The following is a 22,642-nucleotide window of genomic DNA, read 5'->3' on the forward strand; positions in this document are numbered from 1 at the left end:
CCCAGGGCCTCAGGTCCGCCCGGCGTTGGCCTCGGACCAGGCCACGATCTGGCTGTTCACGTCGCGCGTCGCCGCGTCATAGGCCGCCACGATCGCCGAGATCCGGTTCTCGCCGGCCGGCCGGCTGACGCTGAAGGTCTGTTCGGCCAGAACCGTCCGCTCCGGAAAGCGCAGCAGCCGGCCCCGCACCGTGACCACGACCTCGGGCACGCCGCCCGCGGTCTCATAACGGGTCTCGAATGCGCGGACGTCCACGTCCAGCACCCGGGTCACGGGGGTCAGCTCCCGCCGCCCGATCAGGCGCACAGTCCGCGCCTCGGCCCCGAAGGTGCTCTCCAGACCGGTGCTGTACAGCTGGCTCGCCGGCGACACCCAGCGGGCCCCGGCAATATAGGCGGCCTCGCTGCCGGTCACGCCCAGCAACCGGTCGCCCCGCGTCGCCTCAGGGAACTCCACGGCCCGCAGTCGCAGCTCCAGGGGCTCGGCAACCGTCACCGGCGAGCCGCCGTCCACGACGCCGAACCGGTACAGCTGCACCGGATCTGGCGACGCCAGCAGGGCGCATCCCGACAGACTGACTGCGGCGAGGGCGGCGGCGAAGAGTGTACGGATCACGGCTGGACCTCCAGTTCCTGGGACGGGGCGCGGCTGATAAAGTCCCGCGGGCTGGCGCGGACCTCATCCACCAGACCCCGCAGCGAGTCCGTCGCCTCCTGCAGCCCCTGGATCGCCTCCAGCAGTTGCGGCACGCCGGTAGAGGCGAACTCCCCGGCCGGACCCTCGATGGCATTGGCCGTGCGGTTGATCGAGGCGATGGCCGTCCGTGCATCCGCCGTGGCGGCATTGATATTCTGGACGGCCTCACGCCCGTCCTCATTGATCAGGCGTCGGGCGTCGGCGCCCAGCGCCTGATACTCGGCGATGGCGGCGTTGGCGCTTTCCAGCGCCTTCTCCAGATCCTCGAACAGCCCCTTGCGGGCCTCCAGCTCGCTGGACAGGGCCTCGACATTCTTCAGACTGGTCGAGAAGCTGCGGATATTATCGTCGCTCAGCACGCGGTTGATCCGGTTCAGCGCGTCGACCGTCTGGGCCAGAACCGTCCCGGACCCGCTCAGCAGTTCGGCGATCGGCGACGGCTGCGACTGGATCACCGGCACGACATTGTCGGGATACTGGGTCTTCAGCAGGGCACTACCCTCGGTCCCGGCCGTGATCTGGATATAGTTCAGACCCGTGATGCCCTGCGGCTCCAGCTGGGCGCGACTGGTCACGCGAACCGGCGTCGTGCCGTTCAGCCGGACGCGGGCGATGACCTGATTGCCCTCATTGGGGTCCAGATTCAGGTCCGTGACCTCGCCCACGCGGATGCCGTTGAAATGCACCTCTCCGCCTTCCGACAATCCCCGCACCGGCCCCGAGAAGACGATGTCGTAGATGTCGTAGTCGTTGTTGAACTGCAGTCGGGCCAGCCAGATGGCAAACACGGCCAGGGCCGCCAGCAGGGCGACTGTGGCAATGCCGACGGCGGCATAGTGGGCGTCTCGTTCCATCTTCGTCCTCTACGCGGCCCGGGTCGCGGCGCGACCCCGGGGCCCCAGGAAGTATTCCTTGATCCACGGGTGGTCGGATTTCTCCAGCTCCTGCACCGTGGCCTTCTGGATCACCCGCTTGTCGGCCAGCACCGCCACCTTGTCACAGATGGCGTACAGACTATCGAGGTCGTGGGTGATCATGAAGACGGTCAGGCCAAGGTCGTCCGACAGTTTCCGGATCAGGTCATCAAACGCCGCTGCACCGATCGGGTCCAACCCGGCGGTAGGTTCGTCCAGAAAAAGAAGCTCCGGATCCAGAGACAGCGCGCGCGCCAGCCCGACGCGCTTCCGCATCCCGCCCGACAGTTCCGCCGGCTTCTGGTGATGGCTCTCGGGCTTCAGCCCCACCATGGCGATCTTCATCTCGGCCAGTTCGCGGATGGTATCGCGCGGCAGCCGGGTGTGTTCGACCATCGGTGACGCGACGTTTTCCAGAACGGACAGGGAGGAGAACAGTGCGCCCTGCTGGAACAGCACACCGGTGCGCCGCTCCAGACTGCCACGGTCGGCGTCAGACATGTCCGCCGTGTCCTGGCCGAAGATGCGGATCGTCCCGCCGTCCGGTTCCTTCAGCCCGATGATGGTGTTCAACAGGACGGTCTTGCCGGTCCCCGAGCCGCCGACGACGCCCAGAACCTCGCCACGCACGACATCCAGATCCAGATCCTCGTGGATCACCTGCTCGCCGAACTGACTCATCAGCCCACGAACCTCGATCAGGTTCTCGGGCTTTCCGCCTGTATCGTTCGCGGCCTGGTCGCTCATATGTCCAGCTCCAGGTAGATCAGGGCGAAGACAGCATCCAGGAAGATGATCGCGAAGATCGCCTGAACCACGGCTGCCGTGACCCGACGACCCAGGCTCTCCACATCACCCGACACCGCCAGTCCCTGCCGGCAGCCGATGGCCGCGACGACGATGGCGAACACCGGGGCCTTGGACAGGCCGACCATCAGGTGGGTGAACATATCCGGATTGTCGACCATCCGCTGCAGGAAGAAGGCCGGCCCCAAGGCCAGCTGGCTCCAGGTCACCAGCAACCCGCCAAACAGGCCGGACAGCATTCCAACGAAGGTCAGAAGCGGCAGCATAAGAATCAGGGCCGCCAGTCGGGGAATGACGAGCGCCTGGAAGGGATTGACCCCCATGACCTGCATCGCATCGACTTCCTGGTTCATCCGCATCGAGCCGATCTCGGCCGCGAAGGATGAGGCCGAACGCCCGGCCAGCAAAACCGAGGTGATGACCACCGCAAACTCGCGCAGCACCGACACGCCGATCAGTTCGACGGCGAACACCCCGGCCCCGAACTGCGTCAGCAGATCGGCCCCGAGAAAGGCGATGACCGCGCCGATGAAGAAGTTGGTCACCATCACAATGGGCATGGCGTCGAGGCCGGACCGGTCCGCCTGACTGACCCACGCGGGCCAGCGGATCGCGCCGGGATGCCGCAACGCATAGCCAGACGCCCCCATGAGCCGACCCAGGAAGTTCATCGACAGCAGGAACTCGGCCGCCGCGTCATGCAGCCCGTGACCGATCTTGGCGAACACGTGGGACAGCGAGTTGGCGCGCTTCGGGGGCTCGGTGCTCTGGCGTTCCAGGGTCTCGACCATGGCGTAGATCCGGCCGGCCTCGGGACGCGCATCAAAGGCACCCTTCGGCATGGCGCATCCGGACGCCTGAACAAGGGCCAGGGCCCCTGCCGTATCGAACCGGCCCAGCTCGCTCAGATCCACCGCCTTGATCGTCTGACCCTGCAGTGACGCGCCCAACCGGACCGCCGCCTTGCCCAGCCCCATAGTGGTCCAGTCGCCACTGAGCGCCAGTCGCGTGCCGCCGCCGTGGGCGTCCTCAATCCGGAAGTCGGCAGTGGTCATTGTCTGTCCTTAGCCGACCAAAGGTGAATCGCCCATGCCTTGGCCACCACCCCAACGCGCGGAAGTTGACCCGCGTTCTCAATCCGCAACAGAATCGTCTGTAGACCCCATTCGCGCCCGGGCCAGCTTCAGATCGGCGACAAAGGCCGCCCGTTCCTTCTGCCGGATCGCCTCGTCCGGCAACCGCAGGAGATAGGAAGGATGGACCGTGATCACCGCCTCGGACCCGTCAGACAGTGGCAACGTCGACCCCCGCTCCGTCATCACCGCTACCTTGCGGTTCAGCACCGCCAGCGAGGCCGTCGCGCCCAGAGCCAGCACCACCTTCGGCGCCACCAGCCGGCGCTCCTGATCCAGCCACCAGCGACACGCGCTGACCTCGCTGGCCACGGGGGTCTTGTGCAGCCGGCGCTTGCCGCGCGCCTCATGCTTGAAATGCTTCACGGCGTTGGTGACATAGACTTCGGACCGGTCGATCCCGGCCTCGCTCAGGGCCGCGTCCAGCACCTGCCCCGCCGGCCCGACGAACGGGCGTCCCGCCAGATCCTCCTGATCGCCCGGCTGTTCGCCGACGATCATCAGGGCGGCGCGCCTTACCGGGCCCTCCCCGCACACGCCCTGGGTCGCGTCCCGCCACAGGTCACACCGGCGGCAGGCCTGAACCCCGTGGCGCAACTCCTCCAGTGTCGAGGCGACGAACCCCTCCTCATACGATCCGTCCCGCACATGGCGCGCGATCGCCTTCGACAGCCGGGCGTTTGGCTGGCTGTGCGGCGCGGCCACCATCGTGTCCGTCCGGTCCCGGGAGGCCGCAATCAGATCGGGGATCAGGCCCGCCTCGGGCAGGTTCTTCCAGTACTGTTTGGGCATCTCGCCCTGCATGGTCTTCACCTTCAGGCGCGCCGGATTGAAGGTCGAGGCGTAATAGGTCTTCCAGAACTCCTCGATCTCGTCGTCTTGGGGGGCGTCTGCCGCCGTCGCGGGCGGGCCGAACGCCAGAGCCGTCCCGTCCCAGAAACAGGACCCGTCGGGCGTCAGGATCGACCAGCGCATGCTGGTGAAGCGCCGCACGAAGAAGCCCGAGGTCTTCTCCAGCACCCGGTGCGCCGGTTCGAACCAGGCCACATAGGCCTCGCCGGCCTCATCCTCGATCATGCGGAACCGGACGAAGGCCTTCATCTTGTGCGAGGCCCGGCTGACGTTCTTCGCCCGCTCCATCGCGTCGAGGACATCGACGTCCGACACCACCTTCATCAGGTCCGGCTCGTCCCGAAGCCGCCACAGCAACCGGTACAACAGATCGAACCGGTCGGCCGACCGGTGCAGGATCACCTCCTGCGCGATGTCCACGAAGGCCTTCGGCACGGTGAACGCCGTCTCCGGGGCCCGCCGTCCCAGTCGCTTTTCCCGGGAAGGGGCCGTGTCGAACAGCGACCGGTTGTCCACAGCTCCCGCCACCGTGAACCGCGCCTCGGCGGGCTCCACCCCGGCCAGCCGGAACGCCCGCGCCGCCTTTCGCCACCCCTCGAAATCGATCTGCCCCGCCAGTTCGGCCGACGCCATCAGAAAAGGCTCAGCTGCTCGGGCTTCGGCTCCGGGCTCAGCCGCGCGCGCAGATCGACCGCGTCCGTCAGCCCGCCCGGCGTCCAGTCCAGCGCGGTGATGAAGGGTCGGACCTTGTCGATGCCCCGGCACAGGCGCGCAATGTCCTCCAGCCGGAGGGTCCGGTAGCGCCGCACCGCGATCATCCGGTTGACCGACTTCACCCCCAGCCCCGGCACCCGCAACAGCATCTCTCGGCTGGCGGTGTTCACATCGACCGGAAACTGCGCCCGCTGGTTCAGCGCCCAGGCCAGTTTGGGATCGATGGCCAGATCCAGCATCCCGTCGGTCGACGCCTCGCCAATCTCGGGGGCCGAGAACCCGTAGAACCGCATCAGCCAGTCGGCCTGGTACAGCCGGTGCTCGCGCATCAGCGGCGGCTTCGACAGCGGCAGGGCCGAACTCGAGTCCGGGATGGGGCTGAAGGCGGAATAATAGACCCGGCGCAGGCCATAACCCCCGTAGAGGGAGGCCGACCGGTCCAGGATCTCGGTGTCCGGGGCCCCGTCCGCGCCGATGATCAGCTGGGTCGACTGCCCGCCGGGCGCGAACTTCGGTGGCCGCGCCCGATCGCCCTTGCGCGGCTTCGCCGCCTCCACCTTCAGCCGCACATCGGCCATGGCCTTCTTGATGACCCCGACGTCCTTCTGCGGGGCCAGTCGGCCCATGGCCTCGTCGCGCGGGAGTTCGACGTTGGCCGACAGCCGGTCGGCATACAGCCCTGCCTCCTCGACCAGCCGGGGATCCGCCTCGGGGATTAGCTTCAGATGGATATAGCCGCGGAAGTCGTGCTCCTCGCGCAGCTTCCTGGCCACCAGGACCAGCTGCTCCATGGTGTAGTCGCCGGACTGGATGATGCCGGACGACAGGAACAACCCCTCGATATAGTTGCGGCGATAGAAGTTCAGCGTCAGTTCGACCACCTCATCGACACTGAACCGCGCCCGCTGCACGTTCGAGGACACGCGGTTGATGCAATAGACGCAGTCGTAGATGCAGAAGTTGGTCAGCAGGATCTTCAGCAGGCTGATGCAGCGCCCGTCCGGCGTATAGGCGTGGCAGATGCCCATGCCCTCGGTCGAGCCAATCCCCTTGCCGCCGCGACTGTCGCGTTTCGACGTTCCCGACGAGGAGCACGAGGCGTCATATTTGGCTGCGTCCGCCAGAACCGCCAACTTCTTCCGCAAATCCAGCTGAGCCATTGTTCCCATTATGTTCTCTTTCGGGAACGGGGTCCAGCGGCGGGTGGTCGCAGCGGCGGCGACCTATCTCAGATAGTTCAGGAGCGAGACTTCCCGGAGCTGGCTGACCACCTGGGCCGAGGCCTGGACCGCGATCTGCGACAGTTCCAGATCCGTCACCGCCTTGGCCATGTCGGCGTCCGTCCGCTCCGCCACCAGTTCATCCAGCGACAGCTTCTGGGCTTCGTGGCTGGTCTGGATCTGCTCCATCCGCTTCTGCAGCGAGCCGTTGCGCGAGGCGGTGTCCACGGTCGATTTCACAGCGGCGTCGATCCGGCTCAACTGATCGGTCAACCAGGCTTTCTGGGCCTCCGTCGGCTTTCCGGTCAGGGGCCCCGTGGCGGGATTGTCGTTGTAGGCCCGGATGTCGCGGAAGATCTGGAAGATGTGGCTTTCGGTGACGCCGTCATCCTCAATGAAGGTGAAGCCATCTGCCAGATAGCCCGTCTCGACCGACGTGTTCTCCGCTACCCGCGACACCGGCTTGATCGAGTCGTTGTTGAGCGTTGCCGCCACGCTCGCGGCGGCCGCGAGATCCGACAGATTGCCGACCAGAACCGGGGCGTTGGTCGTGTCCGCGCCGGAAAAGAGATAGCCGCCCTGGTGGCGGGCATTGAGGCCGTTCGAGACGTTCTGGAACTGCCCCGCGATATCAAGCATCAGCGTGGTCGCGGAATCGGACGCCAACACGCCGCCCACGGCTTCGCGCACGGCGGTCAGCGCATCGGCAATCTGGGTCAATGCCAGATCCTGCGCCTCCAGCCTCGCCGTGACCACCTCGCCGGTATCGAGAAAGCCCTGCACCCGGCTCTCGGCCCCCTTCAGGGCCGTGAGGGTTTCGGAACTCCTGCCGAAGCCGGTCAGATCGGTCGCGACCTTTCGGGTCGAGAGGCGATTGGAGGCGTTCTCCTGCTGCTGCTGTGCCGCCATCAGATTGAGCAGCGCCGACTGGTAGTTTCCGGTGGTCGAAACGCGGGTCATCAGATCATCCCCAGCAACATGTCGTACATGTCCTTGGCCGCCTGGATCATTCGGGCGGAAGCGTTAAAGGCTTGCTGATAGGTGGTCATCAGAACCAGTTCCTCGTCCAGGTTCACACCCTCGAAATTGGCCTGCCGGGACGACGCCTCGGTCGCCAGTGCCTGGGCGCTCAGCTGGCGTGATCTGGCCGTCTGGGCTCGTCCCCCGATCTCGCCTGATAGTTCAGACGCATAGCGGGAAACAGACAGACTACCGCCCGGGCTGTCGCCTGCGGCCGAGAACCGGACCGTCGTCTGCCCCGCATCGGCCAGCCCCAGGGCTCCGCGACCATCTCCAGTGCTCAGCGCCGTCGTGCCTGCCGGCGCCGCAAGATTGAGCTTCGCAAGCGCAAGTTTCGCCGGACTCTGGCGGATGTCGGTCCTGACCGTGAACCCGTCAGCACGGGACGCCCGGACCCCGCCGAACCCGAACAACTCCGCCGCTGAAACGCCCGACGGTGACTGGGTCGTGGTATCCTCAAGCACGCTCATGCGGGCGGGCGGATCGCCATAGCCCTTGAACGTCAGCTCGCCGGTCGGCCCCAGGGTGAAGGCCCCGTAGCTCCCCACGCCGCTGCCGGTGCTGTTCAGGGCGGTGATCAGTTCCCCGACGGTCCCGGCCGGACCGGGCACGGTCACCTTTACGTCGCGGATCTTCATCCCGCTCTCGGCGGTGAACCGGAACGTCAGCGTCTGCCCCGCGGCAAACCCATGCAGGGAGGTGGCAGTCAGTCCCTGATCATAGAAGGCCGGCCGGTCGGTCGAGATCAGGTCATTCATTCCGAAATAGTGCGAGAATCCCCGCCCGGCCTTGTCGGTCGGCGTCGTCGCACTGTCGGCGATGGCGATCCCGTTGGCACCGGTTGCCGTCAGCGTCAGCCGGCCGTCGGTAAAGCTCGCTGTTGCTGCCCCACCCAGCTGGGTGTTCAGGTCTGCGAGAAAGGTCGCCGGCGTCGAGGCCGCCCCGTTGATGGTCAGGGTCGCGCCGGAAAACACGATGTCCACCTCGGTGGTCATCGCGCCGGTTGTCGGATTGACGACCGCGATGGTCGTCTCTCCGGTAAAGCCCGTGATTGCCGTTTCCAGCGTCTGGCCGACGTTGCGTCCGGTCAGGGACCCGGGGGCGGGAACGGCGGAGTTTGCATTATGGGCCCGGTTCAGTTCGTCGGCGACGTGACTGACCAGCTCGGCCAAACGTTCAGCCGTCTGCGGCGCATCCACATCGCGCAGCTCCATCAGGCCCTTGATCTCGCCACTCACGAGTCCGTCGGCAAAGGCACGCTTGGCCCCTCCCGGCTCGGTGATCCAGATGTCGTTGAAGCTCGTTTCCGCGTTGACTGTGCCGGCCCGGTTGTATTCCAGCGTCGCCGCTCCGGCCCCGGCCAGCATCACGCCCGCCCCGGTCCGGATCGACACCCCGCCGACCCCGCGCGAAGTCACCTGGACATCCATCAGACCCGACAGCTCGGCTACCATCCGCCCTTGCTCGGTTTCCGCCCCCGAGGCGTCGCCGTTCAGGATCTTGGCCCGGGCGATATCCTGGTTCAGGACCTCGATCTGCTGCAGCAGGCTGTTGGCCCGTTCGACCGCGCTCTGGATCCGCCCGTCGGCGTCTTCCCGCACGGCCTGGATCTGGTTGGAGACCCGGGACGCCTCATCGAACACCGCTTGGGCCCGGAACAGGGCCTCCTGACGACGGGGAGCTGACACCGGGTCCTCCGCGGCCACGGCGAAGGCTGAGAAGATGTCATCGATCTGGGAAAAGAAGCCTGTATCGCCCCCGGGGTCGCCGAACAGCGACTGAATCCGGTCATAGAGTTCGTAGCGGACTCCCTGGCGGCTGGACTCGGCCCCGGCGCTCAGGCTTGCGGCCTGCAGGAAGCGGTCCGTCGCAAGACGTACGCGCGACACCTCCACGCCCGTCCCGACGCCCTGGCTCGTCAGCGAGACCTGGTCGCCGATCTTGCGGACATAGCCGGGCGTGTTGACGTTGGAGACGTTGTCCGAAACGATCCGCAGCTGAGTCTGGGCCGTCTGAAGACCCGAGTTGGCGATGTTCAGGATCGAGGTCAGGCTCATCCGCTTAACCCTCCACCCGGCAAGGCCTGCCCGGCATTGTGCATGTCTTGCCCGGCGCGCAGGTCACACCTGCTCACCAACCATCTGAAAACACTCGATAAGATGAAGCACGCTTCGGTCATGACTGATAACGAGCGCAAGCGGCGGGCCAGCCCGGGGACCCGGTAGACCAACCGGGCAAAAAACGACGGAGCGCGGCAAGAATCCCCCGTCACCCTCACGCCTGAAATCCTCTTGGTCGGTGATTTTACTGTAGTTTAACAGTGACTTGGCCCCAGACTCTGCAGGTGGCCCAAGGCTTGCGACAGGGGTGGTGAACCTTTTGGCGCAGCAGGCGCCTATGCCCTCCATCCAGAAACGCCTGCAACCGCATGTCCGACATCAACCTCGCCTTCGTCCCGCCGGCTCCAGCCGCCTCCACTTCGCCCCGGCGCGAGGCAGCCGACCGCACGGACGGTGACTTTGCCGCCGCCCTCGAAGCTGCGACGACGGCCGATGCCCCCCCTCCGGCCCGCACGCGGTCGGATGCGGCCGCCTCTGGACCTGACAGTTCTGCCGAAGCTGCCGGGTCGACGGGAAAGGGAGAGACGGACAGCCTCGTTGAAGCGCCAGACGACGCCAGCGAGTTCTTCTGTTGATATCACAACATCCCCGGCGCCCGTCGCTGTTCCGGTCGTGCCCGTCCCGGTCCCGGTCGCGGAAGGGTCGATGTTGTCCGGCGAGGGGTCAGAAGCTGCACCGGCATCCAGCGAACCGACCCCTGCCCCTTTGCCCCCGGGCGATGAAAGCGCGCCCGACACACTGCCGGCCTCCCCGACGGCCGGAACAGATGCGGCCGGGCGCGCCGCTGAGGCCGAAGCTGCCGCGTCTGCGAAGTCGGAGGCCGGTATGCCCCGCACCCCGGCAGCGCCTTTCCCCGGTACCAGCAGCCCGCAGGAAAGCCCTGCCCCGACGCCCCTCCCGACCGCAGGATCGGGAACCGGGACTGACAGCCTCCGGGCCGCCGCCGACGAGCCGGGCCTCTCCGGGCGGTTACTGGCCGACCCGCAGGCAGCCCAGGCGGATCAGGCCGCCCTGGACCGGATCGCGGCCGAGGCCGGGCGCACCACCGGCGGCCTCGGCACGACGACGGGCACAGCCACCCCCACTGCCGTGCCGGCACCAGCGTCGGGCAAGCCCGCCGCTGTCGTCAGCCCCGACCCGCCGGCCGCCGCCAACCTTGATCCCGCCCCCGCACAGCCATCCGCCGCTCTGCCCCCGCCCGTTGCGGGAGGACCGCGTACCCGCGATGTGATCGACCGGGCCAATGCCGGCCGTTCCGACGGTGCCGGTCAGGCCCTCTCGGCGGCCCCCGCGCCAGACGACGCCGAGGCCGGTACCGGAACGCCGTCCCCTGCCGTCCAGCAGGCGTCTGCAGCGGATCCGGCGGCTCCCCGCCTCGGGGAACCCCTCGTGGCCGACGTGACGGTCGCAGACCCGGCCGAGCCGCCCGCAACCTTCCTCGCGCCCGCGGAGACGAATGCCGCCGAGGCGCGTGCCGCCGAGGCTGCCGAAACCCTGTCCCTGTCGACGACCTCGCGGGCCTCGGTCGAGACGACGGCCCAGATCGCCGCCCAGATCGTCCGGAAGCTGGAGGGCCGCTCGACGCGGTTCGAAATGGCCCTGACCCCGGAAGGGCTGGGCCAGGTTGACGTCAGTCTCGACATCGACGCCGACGGCCAGCTCGCCGCCCGGCTGTCTTTCGACAACCCCCTGGCCGCGACCGAGCTACGCGGACGCGTCGACGAACTGCGGCGTCAGTTGCAGGAAGCGGGGTTCACCGTCGCAGACGACGCCCTGTCCTTTACCCAGCGCGACGCCTCCGCCGGCCAGGGCGGTGCCTTCGACCGGCGACCGGATCCCCGCAGCGCCCGCGCCTTCGGAGCCGCTTCGCGCGTGTCCGCCGATGCCGATCTCCTCGCTCCACCGCCCCGCTGGATGTCTCTCACCCTGACGCCCGACCGCGTCGATATGAAGGTCTGACCCCATGGTCGATGCCATCACCACAACCGAGGCAACCAGCCGCGCCACCGCCAGCCGCACCAGCCTTGTCTCGAATTTCGAGACCTTCCTGCAGCTGCTGACCGCCCAGCTGAAAAATCAGGATCCCCTGTCGCCCCTCGATTCCAACGAGTTCACCGCCCAGCTGACCCAGATGACAGGGGTCGAGCAGCAACTGCTCACCAATGACCTCCTGACCAGCCTTCTGGCGGCGCAGCAGGGCACCGGCCTCGGCGGGGCGACCAACTACATCGGCAAGGAGGCCACGGCGGCCTGGTCGGTCACCACACTGGATGAAGGCAAGGCCAACTGGACCTATGAACTGGGCGCCTCGGCCTCGTCGGCGACACTTTCGGTGCTGGACAGCGAAGGCAAGGTGGTCTGGACCGGACCCGCGCCCGACCGCACCACCGGCACCCACGGCTTCGTCTGGGACGGCAAGACCACCGCCGGCGGGCAGTTGCCGGACGGCGGCGTCTATTCCCTGAAGATTACGGCCAAGAATGGCACCAATGATGTCGCCGCCCAGGTCCTGACCCAGGGCCGGGTCTCGGGCGTCGAGCTCTATGACGGCGTGCCCTACCTCACCATCGGCGGCTCCATCGTGCCCGTCTCCAGCGTCATCGCCCTCGATGAATACGAGGCGCCCGCGCCCGTCACCACACCGGTGCCGGCAACGCCCACCGCGTGATCACCTGACCTCCCTTCTCCGTTTCTGCGTTTCCTGAGGACACCCCACCATGAGTATCAACTCCGCCCTTCTCGCCGGCGTCTCCGGCCTGAGCGCCAACTCGGCGGCCCTCGCCGCGATCTCGCAGAACATCGCCAACGTAAACACCGTCGGCTACAAGCGTACCTCGGCCGAATTCTCGACCATCGTGAACGGTCAGAACTCGGGTGCCGGCTACTCGGCCGGCGGCGTGCTCGCCAACACCCGCAACTTCATCGCCCAGGCCGGCCAGCTTCAGCGCACGACCTCCTCGACCGACCTCGGGATCGCGGGCCAGGGCTTCTTCGTCACGACCGAAAAGCCCGAGGGTCTGGACGCCGGCGACGCCCGCCTGTTCACCCGCGCCGGAGCGTTCCGCGTCGATGACTTCGGCTATCTCAAGAACACGGCCGGCCTGTATCTCCAGGGCTGGCCGGTCGACTCCGAGGGCGGCATCACCACCGATCCGTCCGATCTGGGTCGCCTCCGTTCCATCAACGTCGGCTCCGTCGGCGGCACGGCCGAGCCCACCACCCGGGCCCAGCTCAACGCCAACCTGCGGTCCAGCCAGACTCCGTCGCCCTTCGTGGTCCCCGCCGTCAAGAACGCAGTGCTCGACAACACTGCGCCGACGCCGGTTGCACACAACTATACGGTCGACTATGCGCGGCCCACGCCCTTTGTTGCAGACACCTGGGACGTCACCATCCGGGAGGCTTCGACCAGCACGACCTTCACCGGGACCGTGACCTACGACCCCACCTCCGGGGCCCTGCTGACCAGCACCCTGCCGGGCGGCTCCCTGACCACGCTGGATATTGCCGCTGGCGTGACGGTGCCGCTGGCCAGCCTCGGGCTCAGCACCTCGGCCGAGGTTCTGGCGCGCTACGACGTCTCCACCAACTCGATGTCGGTCTACAACGCCGAGGCCGACACCGGCTTCAAGCCCGACTTCCAGATCACCGTGCCGGTCTCCGACTCCAAGGGCGGCCAGCGCACAATCGCCTACTCCTTCCTGAAGACCGAGAACCCGAACGAGTGGCAGGCCGAGGTGCATGTCGTTCCGGCCAGCGACATCGACAACGGTTCCACCCCGTCCAACGGTATCCTCAAGTCTGGCCTCGTCCTGTTTACCCAGGATGGTCGCCTCGACATCGACGGGATGAAGGCGGCCGAGATCGCCACGCCGGGCTCGATGCTGTTCGCTGACCCGGCGGTAGCGTCCATCACCCTGAACGCTTCGGACTCGACCGTCACACCCAGTGCGACCGCCCCGAAATGGACCACGGCGCTGGGCATCGACGACCAGTCTGTGGCCTTCGACCTGACTGCCTCCGCCGGCGGTCTGACACAGTACGATTTCAGACTTCATCGTCCAGGCCGTGGTCACCAACGGCACGGCATTCGGCAACCTGTCGAGTATCGAGATCGATGAGGAAGGCTTCGTCACCGCCGCCTTCGATAACGGCGTCACCCGCCGCATCGCCCAGCTTGCGCTCGCGACCTTCACCAGTGCCGACAGCCTGACGCCCGCCAGTGGCAACGCCTATCGCGTCAGTCAGGGCTCGGGCACCTATAACCTCAAGACCCCCGGCAGTGGGGGGGCCGGCCTGATCGGGGCGTCCCAGCTCGAGGCGTCCACCGTCGATCTGTCGCTGGAGTTTACAGGTCTGATCACGACCCAACGGGCCTATTCGGCGTCCTCCAAGATCATCACCACGGCCGACGAAATGTTGGCTGAACTGATCAGCATCAAACGCTGATCTCCCGGTAACGCGTCGTTAGGCTGAATGACCCATTACTCAAAATCGCGCGGGAAACAGCGTTTTGTCGGGAGTGGATTTTATCCATTCCTTCACCACGACGCTAAACGCGCCCTTAGCGGCACATCGCTACCTTCAGCATCAGTTGGTGGTGGTGAATGAGGCATAGGCCCATGTTGCAAGAGCGACGCGTAAACAAGCAGGGCGAGCAGTATGTGGTCGGTCCGACGGGCACCCCCCTGACGATGCGCGACCTGCCGCCCGAGAACACGGACCGTTGGGTCATCCGCCGCAAGGCCGAGGTCGTCGCCGCCGTGCGCGGTGGCCTGATCAGCCTCGAGGATGCCCTGACCAAATACCGTCTGACGGCCGAGGAATTCCTGGCCTGGCAGAAGGCGATCGACAAATGGGGCATGCAGGGTCTGCGGACCACGCGGATCCAGAACTACCGTTCCTGAAGCTTTCTCCCCGAAAGCACGATGGCGGCCGCCCCCGGCAACGGGGGCGGCCGTTGTCGTTTCTGCCCCGGCCTCGAAATCGTCCCCCATCCCCTCTATATGCGCGCCATGACCCTCGACGCGGCCATCGTGGCCGAGCCCCTCTGCGCCCTGCCCGACATCGCCGCTCCCGACATGGAGGCGGCGATCGCCTCGGCGCGCGCGGCCGTCGGCCTGCCGGTCGGATCGCGCGTCGTGGCGGCCATGTCCGGCGGCGTCGACTCCACCGTCGTCGCCGCCCTCCTGCACAAGGCGGGCTACGACGTCGTCGGTGTCACCCTGCAACTCTATGACCACGGCGCGGCCCTGAAGAAGAAGGGGGCCTGCTGCGCCGGTCAGGACATCCACGACGCCCGTCTGGCCGCCGAAATGCTGGGCATCCCCCACTATGTCCTCGACTATGAAAGCCGCTTCCGCGACGCCGTCATCGACCAGTTCGCCGACTCCTATCTGAAGGGCCAGACCCCGGTCCCCTGCATCCGCTGCAATCAAACCGTGAAGTTCCGCGACCTGCTGGACGTCGCCCGCGACCTGGGGGCCGCCGCCATGGCCACCGGCCACTATGTCGGGCGCGCCGTCACCGCCGACGGCCGCACCCAGATGCGCAAGGCCATCGATCCCTCGCGCGACCAGTCCTACTTCCTGTTCGCCACCACGCGCGATCAGCTCGACTATCTGCGCTTCCCCCTCGCCGGTCTGGAAAAGCCCGCCGTGCGCGGCGTGGCGGCCGAACTGGGCCTGCGCATCGCGGCCAAGCCCGACAGCCAGGACATCTGCTTCGTCCCGTCGGGCGACTACCGCACCCTGATCGACCGCCTGCGCCCCCAGGGCCGCGAGGCCGGAGAGATCGTTCACATGGACGGCCGGGTGCTGGGCCAGCACGCCGGCATCACCGACTACACCATCGGCCAGCGCCGCGGCCTCAACGTCGCCGTCGGCGATCCCCTGTTCGTGGTCCGGCTGGACCCGGACACCCGCCGTGTCATCGTCGGCCCGCGCGAGGCCCTGCTGACCGCCGCCCTGACGCTGGACGAAACGAACTGGTTGGGCGACGAGATCTCGATCGAGGCCGCCGCCGAGGCGAACACCCCGGTCCTCGCCCGCGTCCGCTCGACCCGTCCGCCCTCCCCGGCCCGGCTGACCCTGTCGGACGGACAGGTGTCGGTCGTGTTCGAAACCGGCGAGGAAGGCGTCGCCCCCGGTCAGGCCTGCGCCCTCTACGACCCCACAGACCCCGACCGCCTGCTGGGCGGCGGCTTCATCGCCAGCACCACGGCCGTCGTCCCCGTGGCCGATGTCTGAGACGCTCGACACCCGCACCGCCCTGCCTGAGGCGCATCGCTGGCTTCTGGAGACCTTTCCCCGCCTGCAATGGCACGACCCGGCGCTGGGCGAGATCGCCCGCTTCTGGCTGCAGATGCACGGCGGCTTCCGCCAGCAGCAGGCGCAGATGCAGGTCCAGACCACTCGCTGGCGCACCGACGGCGACCTCCTCACCCTGCACCGCACCCTGATCCCGACGTTGCAGGGCTTCCTCCAGCATCTGGACGGCCACCACCGGGTCGAGAGCGGTCACTATTTCCCCGTCATGCGCCGGGTCGAGCCGCGCATCACCGCCGGGATCGACTTGCTGGACGCCGACCACGACGCCATTCACGGCCACCTTGAGGCCCTGTTCCGCTCGGGCCTCGCCTTCCATCAGGCCATGGCCGGCAACACACCGGACGCCGCCGACACTGCCGCCCGTCTCGCCGACACGCTCGACCGGATCGCCCCGCCGCTGGTGCGTCATCTGGAGGACGAGGAAGACATCGTCATCCCCCTGATCACCCGCCACGCCGACGCTTTCGGGGGCTGAGCAAAGGTTAATTCGCTGACAGACTGCATCCGTTGGGGTCATATCCGGGCTCTGGCGTCTGTGATCACATCCATGAAGGGGCTGTCAGCCATGCGAACCGTCTGTTTCGTTTCCGTCCTCGCCCTGCTGGCCGCCGCACCGGCGCTCGCGGCCTCCCCGCCGGTGAGCGAGGCTCCGGCCCAGGCCGGCGCAGCCGCCCACCCGACCTGGAGCGCCGCCCAGTTCTTCGAAACCACCAGCTACGGTATGGCCAGCGCGGCGGGCCTCGCCTGGTCGCCCGATGGCCAGTCGATCCTGATCTCGTCCGATGTCACCGGAGTATTCAACGCCTGGGCCCTGCCCGTAGCCGGCGGCGCACCGGAGCCCCTCAGCGCCTCGACCGGCGTCGCCACCTTCGCCGAGAGCTGGTTCCCGAACGACGGCCGGGTCCTGCTGACGGCCGACAGCGGCGGCGGCGGCAGCGAACTGACCCATGTCTATGTCCGCGAGCTGGATGGCACGCTCCGCGACCTAACCCCCGGCGACGCCGTCAAAGCGGACCTGCTGGGCTGGTCCGGCGACCGCTCCACCTTCTGGGTCACCTCCAACGCCCGCGACGCCAGCGTCTTCGACGTCTATGCCGTCGATCCGGCGACCTATGAGATGACCCTGCTGTTCGAGAACCCGGGCATGAACCTCTCGGCGATCTCGCCGGACGGCCGCTGGGTCGCGCTGGACAAGGCCATCAGCAGCGCCAGGTCGGAGATCTATCTGGTCGACCTGCAGGGCGACCGCCAGCCCCGCCTGATCACGCCCCACCCGGGGGACATCGCCTTTTCGGCCTATGACTTCACCCCTGACAACCAGGGGCTGATCTATGCCACCAACGAGCATGGTGAGTGGAACCAGGCCTGGCGGCATGACCTCACGACCGGCGAACAGACTGAATTCCTGGCCGCCGACTGGGATCTGATGTTCGTCAGCTTTTCCCCGTCCGGCCGCTACCGCGTATCGGCGGTCAACGCCGACGCCTCAACCCGCCTGACCCTGCTCGACACCACGACGGGCCAGCCGGTCACCCTGTCCGGCCTGCCCGACGGCGACATCGGTTCGGTCCGTTTCAACGCGGACGAGAGCCGCATCGCCTTCACCGTCTCTTCCGACACCTCGCCCAATGACGTGTTCGTCGGCGATCTTGCGAGCGGCCAGACCCGTCGCCTGACCACGGCCCTTAACCCCGCCATCGACGAGGATGTCCTCGTCGAGGCTACCATCGTCCGCTATCCGGCGGAGGGCGGCGTCATGGTGCCGGCTGTCCTGTACCGTCCCCGCGGGGCCTCGGCCGCGAACCCGGTGCCGGCCATCGTCATGGTGCACGGCGGTCCGGGCGGCCAGACGCGACGCGGCTATTCCGCCATGGTCCAGCATCTGGTCAATCACGGCTATGCCGTGCTGGGCGCGAACAACCGCGGGTCCTCCGGCTACGGCAAGACCTTCTTCCACATGGACGACAGGGCCCATGGCGAGGCGGACCTGCGCGACATCGTCGCCGGCGGCCAGTGGCTGCGGGATCAGGACTGGGTCGCAGACGATCAGGTCGCCGTCATGGGCGGGTCCTACGGCGGCTACATCACCGCCGCGGCCCTCGCCTTCCACCCCACGGCGTTCGAGGCCGGGGTCAACATCTTCGGGGTCACCAACTGGGTCCGGACGCTGGAATCCATTCCGGCGTGGTGGGGGGCCAACCGCACGGCCCTGTTCGACGAGATGGGCGATCCGGCCACCGACGCCGAACGGCACCGCCGTATCTCGCCCCTGTTCCACGCGTCCAACATCCAGCGCCCGCTGCTGGTGGTCCAGGGGGCCAATGACCCGCGCGTGCTTCAGGTCGAGAGCGATGAACTGGTGGCCGCGGTCCGCGCCAATGATGTGCCGGTGGAATATGTCCTGTTCCCGGACGAGGGCCACGGCTTCCAGCGCCGCGCCAACCGGATCACGGCCCAGGAGGCCTATCTGACCTTCCTGAACCGCCACGTCCGCAAGGTCGACTGACGGGCCCGGCTACGCCGCCTCTTCGGAGGCGGCGTCTCTCGGCATCACCTCTCCGACGGTGGGACAGTTCTCGGCCCGGGTCAGGCGGATGTCCTTGGGGCTAACCATCTCGCCGCAACAGCCGCAGGCGATCTTCGGGTCCAGCGAATGGCCGCAGCCGGCATGGACCATGTCGAACCCGGCGGTCTCCAGCCCATAGACATGCTTGTTGCCCCAGGCGTGCAGGGTCACCAGCACGGCGTACAGATCCTTGCCCTTGGCGGTCAGGACATATTCGTTGCGGGGCGGCCGTTCCGAATACAGCTGCGGCTCCAGCACCCCGTGCTGGACCAGGGTCTTCAGCCGCGCCGCCAGGACGTTGCGCGCCACCCCCAGCCGCTCCTGCCACTGCTCGAAGCGCCGCACGCCCTGAAACGCATCCCGGATCACCAGCAGCGTCCAGGGATCGCCGATCACTTCAAGCGTCGCGGCGATCGAACAGCTCTGGCGTGAATAATCCGCAGTTCTTCCCATGGCTTGAAGGTGACCTCGCGTCAGCCCTTTTGCAAGTGGGTTGCCAAACCGAACCCGGTCGCCGTCTCCTCCCCGCCCAACAGGGACGCGCCCCACCCCGTTTTCGCTCAAGCAGCGAGGAACCGCGTTCCGAGCGGTAGCGCCCTGAACTAAAATGCGCTCAAGCAGCGAGACGCCGCGCGTCGAGCGATAGCGCGCTCCGAAGGAGCCACGAAAGATGTGCAACACCTATGCGATGAAGATCCCGCCGGCGGATCTCGTCCAGGCCTTCGCCCAGATGCGGATTCCGCTGGTCTTTCCCGAAGGCACGCCCAACGCCGAGCCCAATGACCGGATCCGGCCTACCGATCCGGCCTTGCTGGTGCGCGGGACGGCCGATGGCGAGGCGAGCTTGACCTCCGTCCGCTGGGGCTGGCCGCCCGCCGCCCCCAAACGCCCCCTGCTCATCAATCTCCGCAGCGAGGGCCGCAGCCTGACCACCGGCCGGGCCCTCGTCCCCGCCAGCTGGTTCTATGAATACACCGGCAGCAAATACCCCAAGACCCAGTGGACGATCGCCCCGGCCGGCCCCTACCTGCTCACCCTCGCCGCCCTCTGGAAACCCACGCCCGAGGGGCCCCGCTTCGCCCTCCTGACGGTAGACGCCGGTCCCGACATCGCCGCCACCCACGACCGCCAGCCCGCCGTCGTCGCCCCGGCCGACTGGTCCGCCTGGCTGGATGAGGGCGGCCGCCCCCCGCACCTGTCCCCCTCCCCCGCCGGAGCGTTCAGGGTGTTCGAGACGGCAAAGGGCTGATCGCAGGCTCCCCACGGGCTGCGGCAGGGAGGAGACAAACACCCCGTCCCGCCCTATACGCCGCCCCCAGCCTCCAGAGACCCGCCCTTGCCCTTTCCCTTCAACATCGCCGCCACTGAAGGTCGCGCCCGCACCGGGGTGCTGAAGACCCCGCGCGGCGACATCCGCACCCCGGCCTTCATGCCCGTCGGCACCGCCGCCACGGTCAAGGCGATGAGCGTGGATCAGGTCAAGGCGACCGGGGCCGACATCCTGCTGGGCAACACCTATCACCTGATGCTGCGCCCGGGCCCCGAGCGGATGGAGCGGCTGGGCGGACTGCACCGGTTCATGGGCTGGGACAAACCCATCCTGACCGATTCCGGCGGCTTCCAGGTCATGTCCCTGGCGGGCATCTCCAAGGTGACGGAGGAGGCGGTGACCTTCTCCAGCCATATCGACGGCTCGAAACACGTCCTGTCGCCCGAACGGTCGATCGAGATCCAGGCGGACCGGATCGGGGCCGACATCTCCATGCAGCTGGACGAATGCGTCGCTTACCCGGCCGAAGAGCCCCGCGCCCGGGCCGCCATGGAACTGTCCGCCCGCTGGGCCGCCCGCTCGAAGGCCGCCTTCGGCACGCGCGAGACCCAGGCGCTGTTCGGCATCCAGCAGGGCTCGACCTTCGAAAATCTGCGCCGCGAGTTGGCCGACCGGCTGATCGAGACCGGCTTCGACGGCTATGCGATCGGCGGCCTCGCCGTCGGTGAAGGGCATGCGGCCATGTGCGAGGTGCTGGACTATGCCCCCGCCATGCTGCCCGCCGACCGCCCCCGCTATCTGATGGGCGTGGGCAAGCCCATCGACCTCGTCGAGGCGGTGTATCGCGGCGTCGACATGTTCGACTGCGTCCTGCCCACCCGTGCCGGCCGCCACGGTCAGGCCTGGACCTCGGAAGGCCCCATCAACCTCAAGAACGCCCGCTTCGCCGAGGATCAGGACCCGCTGGACCCGACCATCGAGGGCCCGTCCTCGCTGTATTCAAAGGCCTATCTGCACCACCTGATCCGGGCCGACGAGATTCTCGGCAAGACCCTGCTCAGCTGGCACAACGTCGCCTTCTTCCAGACCCTGACCGCCGCCATGCGCGAGGCCATCACCCACGGCCGGTTCGAACAGTTCCGCCGCGACTTCCACGCCCGGCACACCTCGAACTGACGGATCAGCCCTTCAGCTGCTCCTCGATGGCGCGCTGGGTCTTTTCGCCGTGATGGGCGTCATCGCGACTGTGGGCCGGGATGTTGGTGCGGTTCGCGCCGGAGTGGACCTCGCCCTCGACCGCCTCGCCCTCGTCCATATAGTCGGCCACCTCGCCGGCCGCCGGCGGGGCGAGGGTCGAGTCCTTCACATCCGGCGCGGCATAGCGGTCCGGCTCCGGCCGGGCCGAGACATGCTGCCCCCGGGCCTGATCATTCGGCTGGATCGGATCGGTGGCGGCGTTCTGGGCGGTGGTCTTGCCGGCCTCGACGTTCTGATGGGGCATCGCGCTCTCCTGTTCCTGATCCGGAATCAAGCGAGCCGGCGCGCCTGCGGTTCCCCGATCAGCGTTGCGACCGTCCCGTCGGCCGGAACCACGCCGGAGAGGCGGGCGGCGGGCAGTTGGCCCGCATGCCCAGACCCTTCAGATAGGCGCGCCGCAGCCGCCCGGCCTCGATGGCGTCCTGCACGACCTTGGTCCGGGCCTGGGCCCCGCTCAGCTGCCGCACCCAGCTGCGGTACGGAATGAAGTCGGTGGTCGCATTGCGGATCGCGTCCAGCGCCGCCTCGGCGAGGGCGTCCTGGCCCCGCTCGTTCAGGGTCGGATTGTCGGGCACCGGCGGCTCATCCCGGTCGGGACCCAGGGCCTCGTCCAGCCGCGCCACCTCGGCCCCGATGGTCGTGCACTGGTTCAGATTTCGCCGGTCATAGGGATTGGCCTGGGCCTGCAGCAGCACGGTCGGGATCTGCTCGCGCCGGACGTTCAGATCGGTCAGGGGCGACAGGGCGGCGCCCCCGAAGCCCTCACCCACCTGCCGCGCGGCCGAACAGCCGCCGAGGATCCCCAGAAAGGCCAGAAGGACCAGACGCCGCATCGGCCGTCAGGCCGCCGGCCGCAGCGTCGCGGGATCGAAGATCTGGATCTCGCTGCCATGCTCGATGAAGACCACGGTCGTCGGATCGCCCTCGACCACGCGGAACGACCGGTCCCCGGCCATCTGGGGCCCCATGGCCCCGCACGGCGGCTCGACGGGCGCGGCCTCGCCGTCGCCCGAGGCAAAGGCGTCCCAGGCGGCCCTGGCCGCCCCGGTCGGCTCGAAGCCGTAGCTACCCGGGGCCGCGCCCTCGACCGTCACCGGCTGGAGCGTGCAGGTGGCCGAATGGGGGCCGGGGGATTTCGCCCGCACGGCCTCGACGAGCGAGTCGATGGGGGCGTCAGCCGCCTTTTTGAAGATCATGATCGCCGGCCGCCGCGCAGCCGCGCCGTCACCGGTCGAACTCGATCGCGAAGCCGGGCAGGGTGTCGTCAGCGACCAGCCGCACATCGCCGGCCTCAGCCCCGCAGGCGTAGCTCCAGATCGACAGACCGGACCCGGTGACCTCGCCCCACTGGCAGCTGGCGAAGGTCTCGGCCATCACCGGAGCGGGCGACGGGGCCGCCGCGTTCGCCGCAGGCGCATCCGCCGGCGCGGTCGCCTGCTGACAGGCACCCGCACCCAGAACGGCGACCACCGCCAGACTCACCACCAGACGACGCATACGATCCCCGCTCACTTGACGCCGCGCACCATACCGGCCCGCGACCCGAAGTCCACGCAGCGGCGGATGAGGGCGCGTGGCTCAGGCAGCGAGCGACCGCGTCGCGAGCGGTAGCCACCAAAAAAGGAGAAAGGCGATGGTACGTCCTCTCGGGCTCGAACCGAGGACCCTCTGATTAAAAGTCAGATGCTCTAACCAACTGAGCTAAGGACGCGCATCGCAGTCGCGAAAACGGGCAGGCCGTTTC

At 67.7% G+C, this 22,642-nt stretch carries 21 protein-coding genes, 1 tRNA gene and 1 pseudogene; 9 read left to right on the top strand and 14 right to left on the bottom strand.

The genetic code is table 11. The features are described 5' to 3' along the window. Window positions 1-9: 9 nt before the first annotated feature. The 8 genes from SJY26_RS15750 to flgK all read right to left on the bottom strand — a co-directional run bounded on the left by SJY26_RS15750 (window position 10) and on the right by flgK (window position 9,413). Window positions 10-615 carry an ABC-type transport auxiliary lipoprotein family protein gene (locus SJY26_RS15750; RefSeq protein ID WP_396593926.1) on the bottom strand — a complete coding sequence of 202 codons (606 nt, stop codon included), beginning with the start codon at window positions 613-615 and terminating at the stop codon, window positions 10-12. Next, entirely contained in the window at window positions 612-1,550 is a 939-nt protein-coding gene (locus SJY26_RS15755; RefSeq protein WP_396593927.1) for an MlaD family protein, read from the bottom strand. The genes SJY26_RS15750 and SJY26_RS15755 overlap by 4 nt, the downstream gene beginning before the upstream one ends. A 9-nt stretch (window positions 1,551-1,559) precedes the next feature. Continuing rightward, window positions 1,560-2,357, bottom strand: coding sequence for an ABC transporter ATP-binding protein (locus SJY26_RS15760; protein WP_396593928.1), 798 nt, complete (start codon window positions 2,355-2,357; stop codon window positions 1,560-1,562). Beyond that, on the bottom strand, window positions 2,354-3,472 hold the full coding sequence (locus tag SJY26_RS15765; protein ID WP_396593929.1) for an MlaE family lipid ABC transporter permease subunit: 1,119 nt from the start codon (window positions 3,470-3,472) through the stop codon (window positions 2,354-2,356). Before SJY26_RS15765 ends, SJY26_RS15760 begins: the two co-directional genes overlap by 4 nt. Before the next feature lie 78 nt (window positions 3,473-3,550). Then, window positions 3,551-5,035 carry a UdgX family uracil-DNA binding protein gene (locus tag SJY26_RS15770; RefSeq protein WP_396593930.1) on the bottom strand — a complete coding sequence of 495 codons (1,485 nt, stop codon included), beginning with the start codon at window positions 5,033-5,035 and terminating at the stop codon, window positions 3,551-3,553. Then, complete coding sequence (locus SJY26_RS15775; protein WP_396595787.1) at window positions 5,035-6,276, bottom strand: putative DNA modification/repair radical SAM protein; 1,242 nt, start codon at window positions 6,274-6,276, stop codon at window positions 5,035-5,037. The genes SJY26_RS15770 and SJY26_RS15775 overlap by 1 nt, the downstream gene beginning before the upstream one ends. A 63-nt stretch (window positions 6,277-6,339) precedes the next feature. Continuing rightward, on the bottom strand, window positions 6,340-7,296 hold the full coding sequence (locus SJY26_RS15780) for a flagellin (protein ID WP_396593931.1): 957 nt from the start codon (window positions 7,294-7,296) through the stop codon (window positions 6,340-6,342). Further along, window positions 7,296-9,413, bottom strand: a complete 2,118-nt coding sequence (flgK, locus tag SJY26_RS15785; protein ID WP_396593932.1) for a flagellar hook-associated protein FlgK — start codon at window positions 9,411-9,413, stop codon at window positions 7,296-7,298. Before flgK ends, SJY26_RS15780 begins: the two co-directional genes overlap by 1 nt. An 888-nt stretch (window positions 9,414-10,301) precedes the next feature. Here flgK and SJY26_RS15790 point away from each other — a divergent pair. From SJY26_RS15790 to SJY26_RS15820, 7 genes and pseudogenes are all read left to right on the top strand, one after another. Next, complete coding sequence (locus SJY26_RS15790; RefSeq protein ID WP_396593933.1) at window positions 10,302-11,435, top strand: flagellar hook-length control protein FliK; 1,134 nt, start codon at window positions 10,302-10,304, stop codon at window positions 11,433-11,435. 4 nt (window positions 11,436-11,439) lie between these two features. Then, complete coding sequence (locus SJY26_RS15795) at window positions 11,440-12,144, top strand: flagellar hook assembly protein FlgD (protein WP_396593934.1); 705 nt, start codon at window positions 11,440-11,442, stop codon at window positions 12,142-12,144. A gap of 49 nt (window positions 12,145-12,193) precedes the next feature. Then, window positions 12,194-13,925: pseudogene (flgE, locus tag SJY26_RS15800) on the top strand (flagellar hook protein FlgE). Between the two features lie 173 nt (window positions 13,926-14,098). Next, entirely contained in the window at window positions 14,099-14,383 is a 285-nt protein-coding gene (locus tag SJY26_RS15805; protein WP_305640283.1) for a DUF1153 domain-containing protein, read from the top strand. Window positions 14,384-14,482: 99 nt separating this feature from the next. Beyond that, entirely contained in the window at window positions 14,483-15,724 is a 1,242-nt protein-coding gene (mnmA, locus tag SJY26_RS15810) for a tRNA 2-thiouridine(34) synthase MnmA (RefSeq protein ID WP_396595788.1), read from the top strand. Beyond that, window positions 15,717-16,280 (top strand): hemerythrin domain-containing protein, encoded by a 564-nt coding sequence (locus SJY26_RS15815; RefSeq protein ID WP_396593935.1) that lies wholly within the window; start codon window positions 15,717-15,719, stop codon window positions 16,278-16,280. The genes mnmA and SJY26_RS15815 overlap by 8 nt, the downstream gene beginning before the upstream one ends. Before the next feature lie 72 nt (window positions 16,281-16,352). Then, window positions 16,353-18,311 (top strand): S9 family peptidase, encoded by a 1,959-nt coding sequence (locus SJY26_RS15820; protein WP_396593936.1) that lies wholly within the window; start codon window positions 16,353-16,355, stop codon window positions 18,309-18,311. Window positions 18,312-18,320: 9 nt separating this feature from the next. Here SJY26_RS15820 and SJY26_RS15825 read toward each other — a convergent pair whose 3' ends face one another. Next, complete coding sequence (locus SJY26_RS15825) at window positions 18,321-18,824, bottom strand: winged helix-turn-helix transcriptional regulator (RefSeq protein ID WP_396593937.1); 504 nt, start codon at window positions 18,822-18,824, stop codon at window positions 18,321-18,323. Between the two features lie 217 nt (window positions 18,825-19,041). Here SJY26_RS15825 and SJY26_RS15830 point away from each other — a divergent pair, with 217 nt between their 5' ends. Further along, window positions 19,042-19,620, top strand: coding sequence for an SOS response-associated peptidase (locus SJY26_RS15830; RefSeq protein ID WP_396593938.1), 579 nt, complete (start codon window positions 19,042-19,044; stop codon window positions 19,618-19,620). A gap of 87 nt (window positions 19,621-19,707) precedes the next feature. Then, on the top strand, window positions 19,708-20,817 hold the full coding sequence (gene tgt / locus SJY26_RS15835) for a tRNA guanosine(34) transglycosylase Tgt (RefSeq protein ID WP_396593939.1): 1,110 nt from the start codon (window positions 19,708-19,710) through the stop codon (window positions 20,815-20,817). Between the two features lie 4 nt (window positions 20,818-20,821). Here tgt and SJY26_RS15840 read toward each other — a convergent pair whose 3' ends face one another. From SJY26_RS15840 to SJY26_RS15860, 5 genes are all read right to left on the bottom strand, one after another. Next, window positions 20,822-21,142, bottom strand: a complete 321-nt coding sequence (locus tag SJY26_RS15840; RefSeq protein ID WP_396593940.1) for a hypothetical protein — start codon at window positions 21,140-21,142, stop codon at window positions 20,822-20,824. A gap of 58 nt (window positions 21,143-21,200) precedes the next feature. Next, entirely contained in the window at window positions 21,201-21,731 is a 531-nt protein-coding gene (locus SJY26_RS15845; RefSeq protein WP_396593941.1) for a hypothetical protein, read from the bottom strand. A gap of 6 nt (window positions 21,732-21,737) precedes the next feature. Next, window positions 21,738-22,094: a hypothetical protein gene (locus SJY26_RS15850; RefSeq protein ID WP_396593942.1), complete on the bottom strand. Its 357-nt coding sequence runs from the start codon at window positions 22,092-22,094 to the stop codon at window positions 21,738-21,740. 28 nt (window positions 22,095-22,122) lie between these two features. After that, on the bottom strand, window positions 22,123-22,395 hold the full coding sequence (locus SJY26_RS15855) for a hypothetical protein (protein WP_396593943.1): 273 nt from the start codon (window positions 22,393-22,395) through the stop codon (window positions 22,123-22,125). A gap of 137 nt (window positions 22,396-22,532) precedes the next feature. Then, a tRNA-Lys gene (locus SJY26_RS15860) sits at window positions 22,533-22,609 on the bottom strand. Window positions 22,610-22,642: the final 33 nt, after the last annotated feature.

Origin of the sequence: Brevundimonas sp. R86498 (assembly GCF_044598075.1) — a bacterium.
Lineage (GTDB): Bacteria > Pseudomonadota > Alphaproteobacteria > Caulobacterales > Caulobacteraceae > Brevundimonas.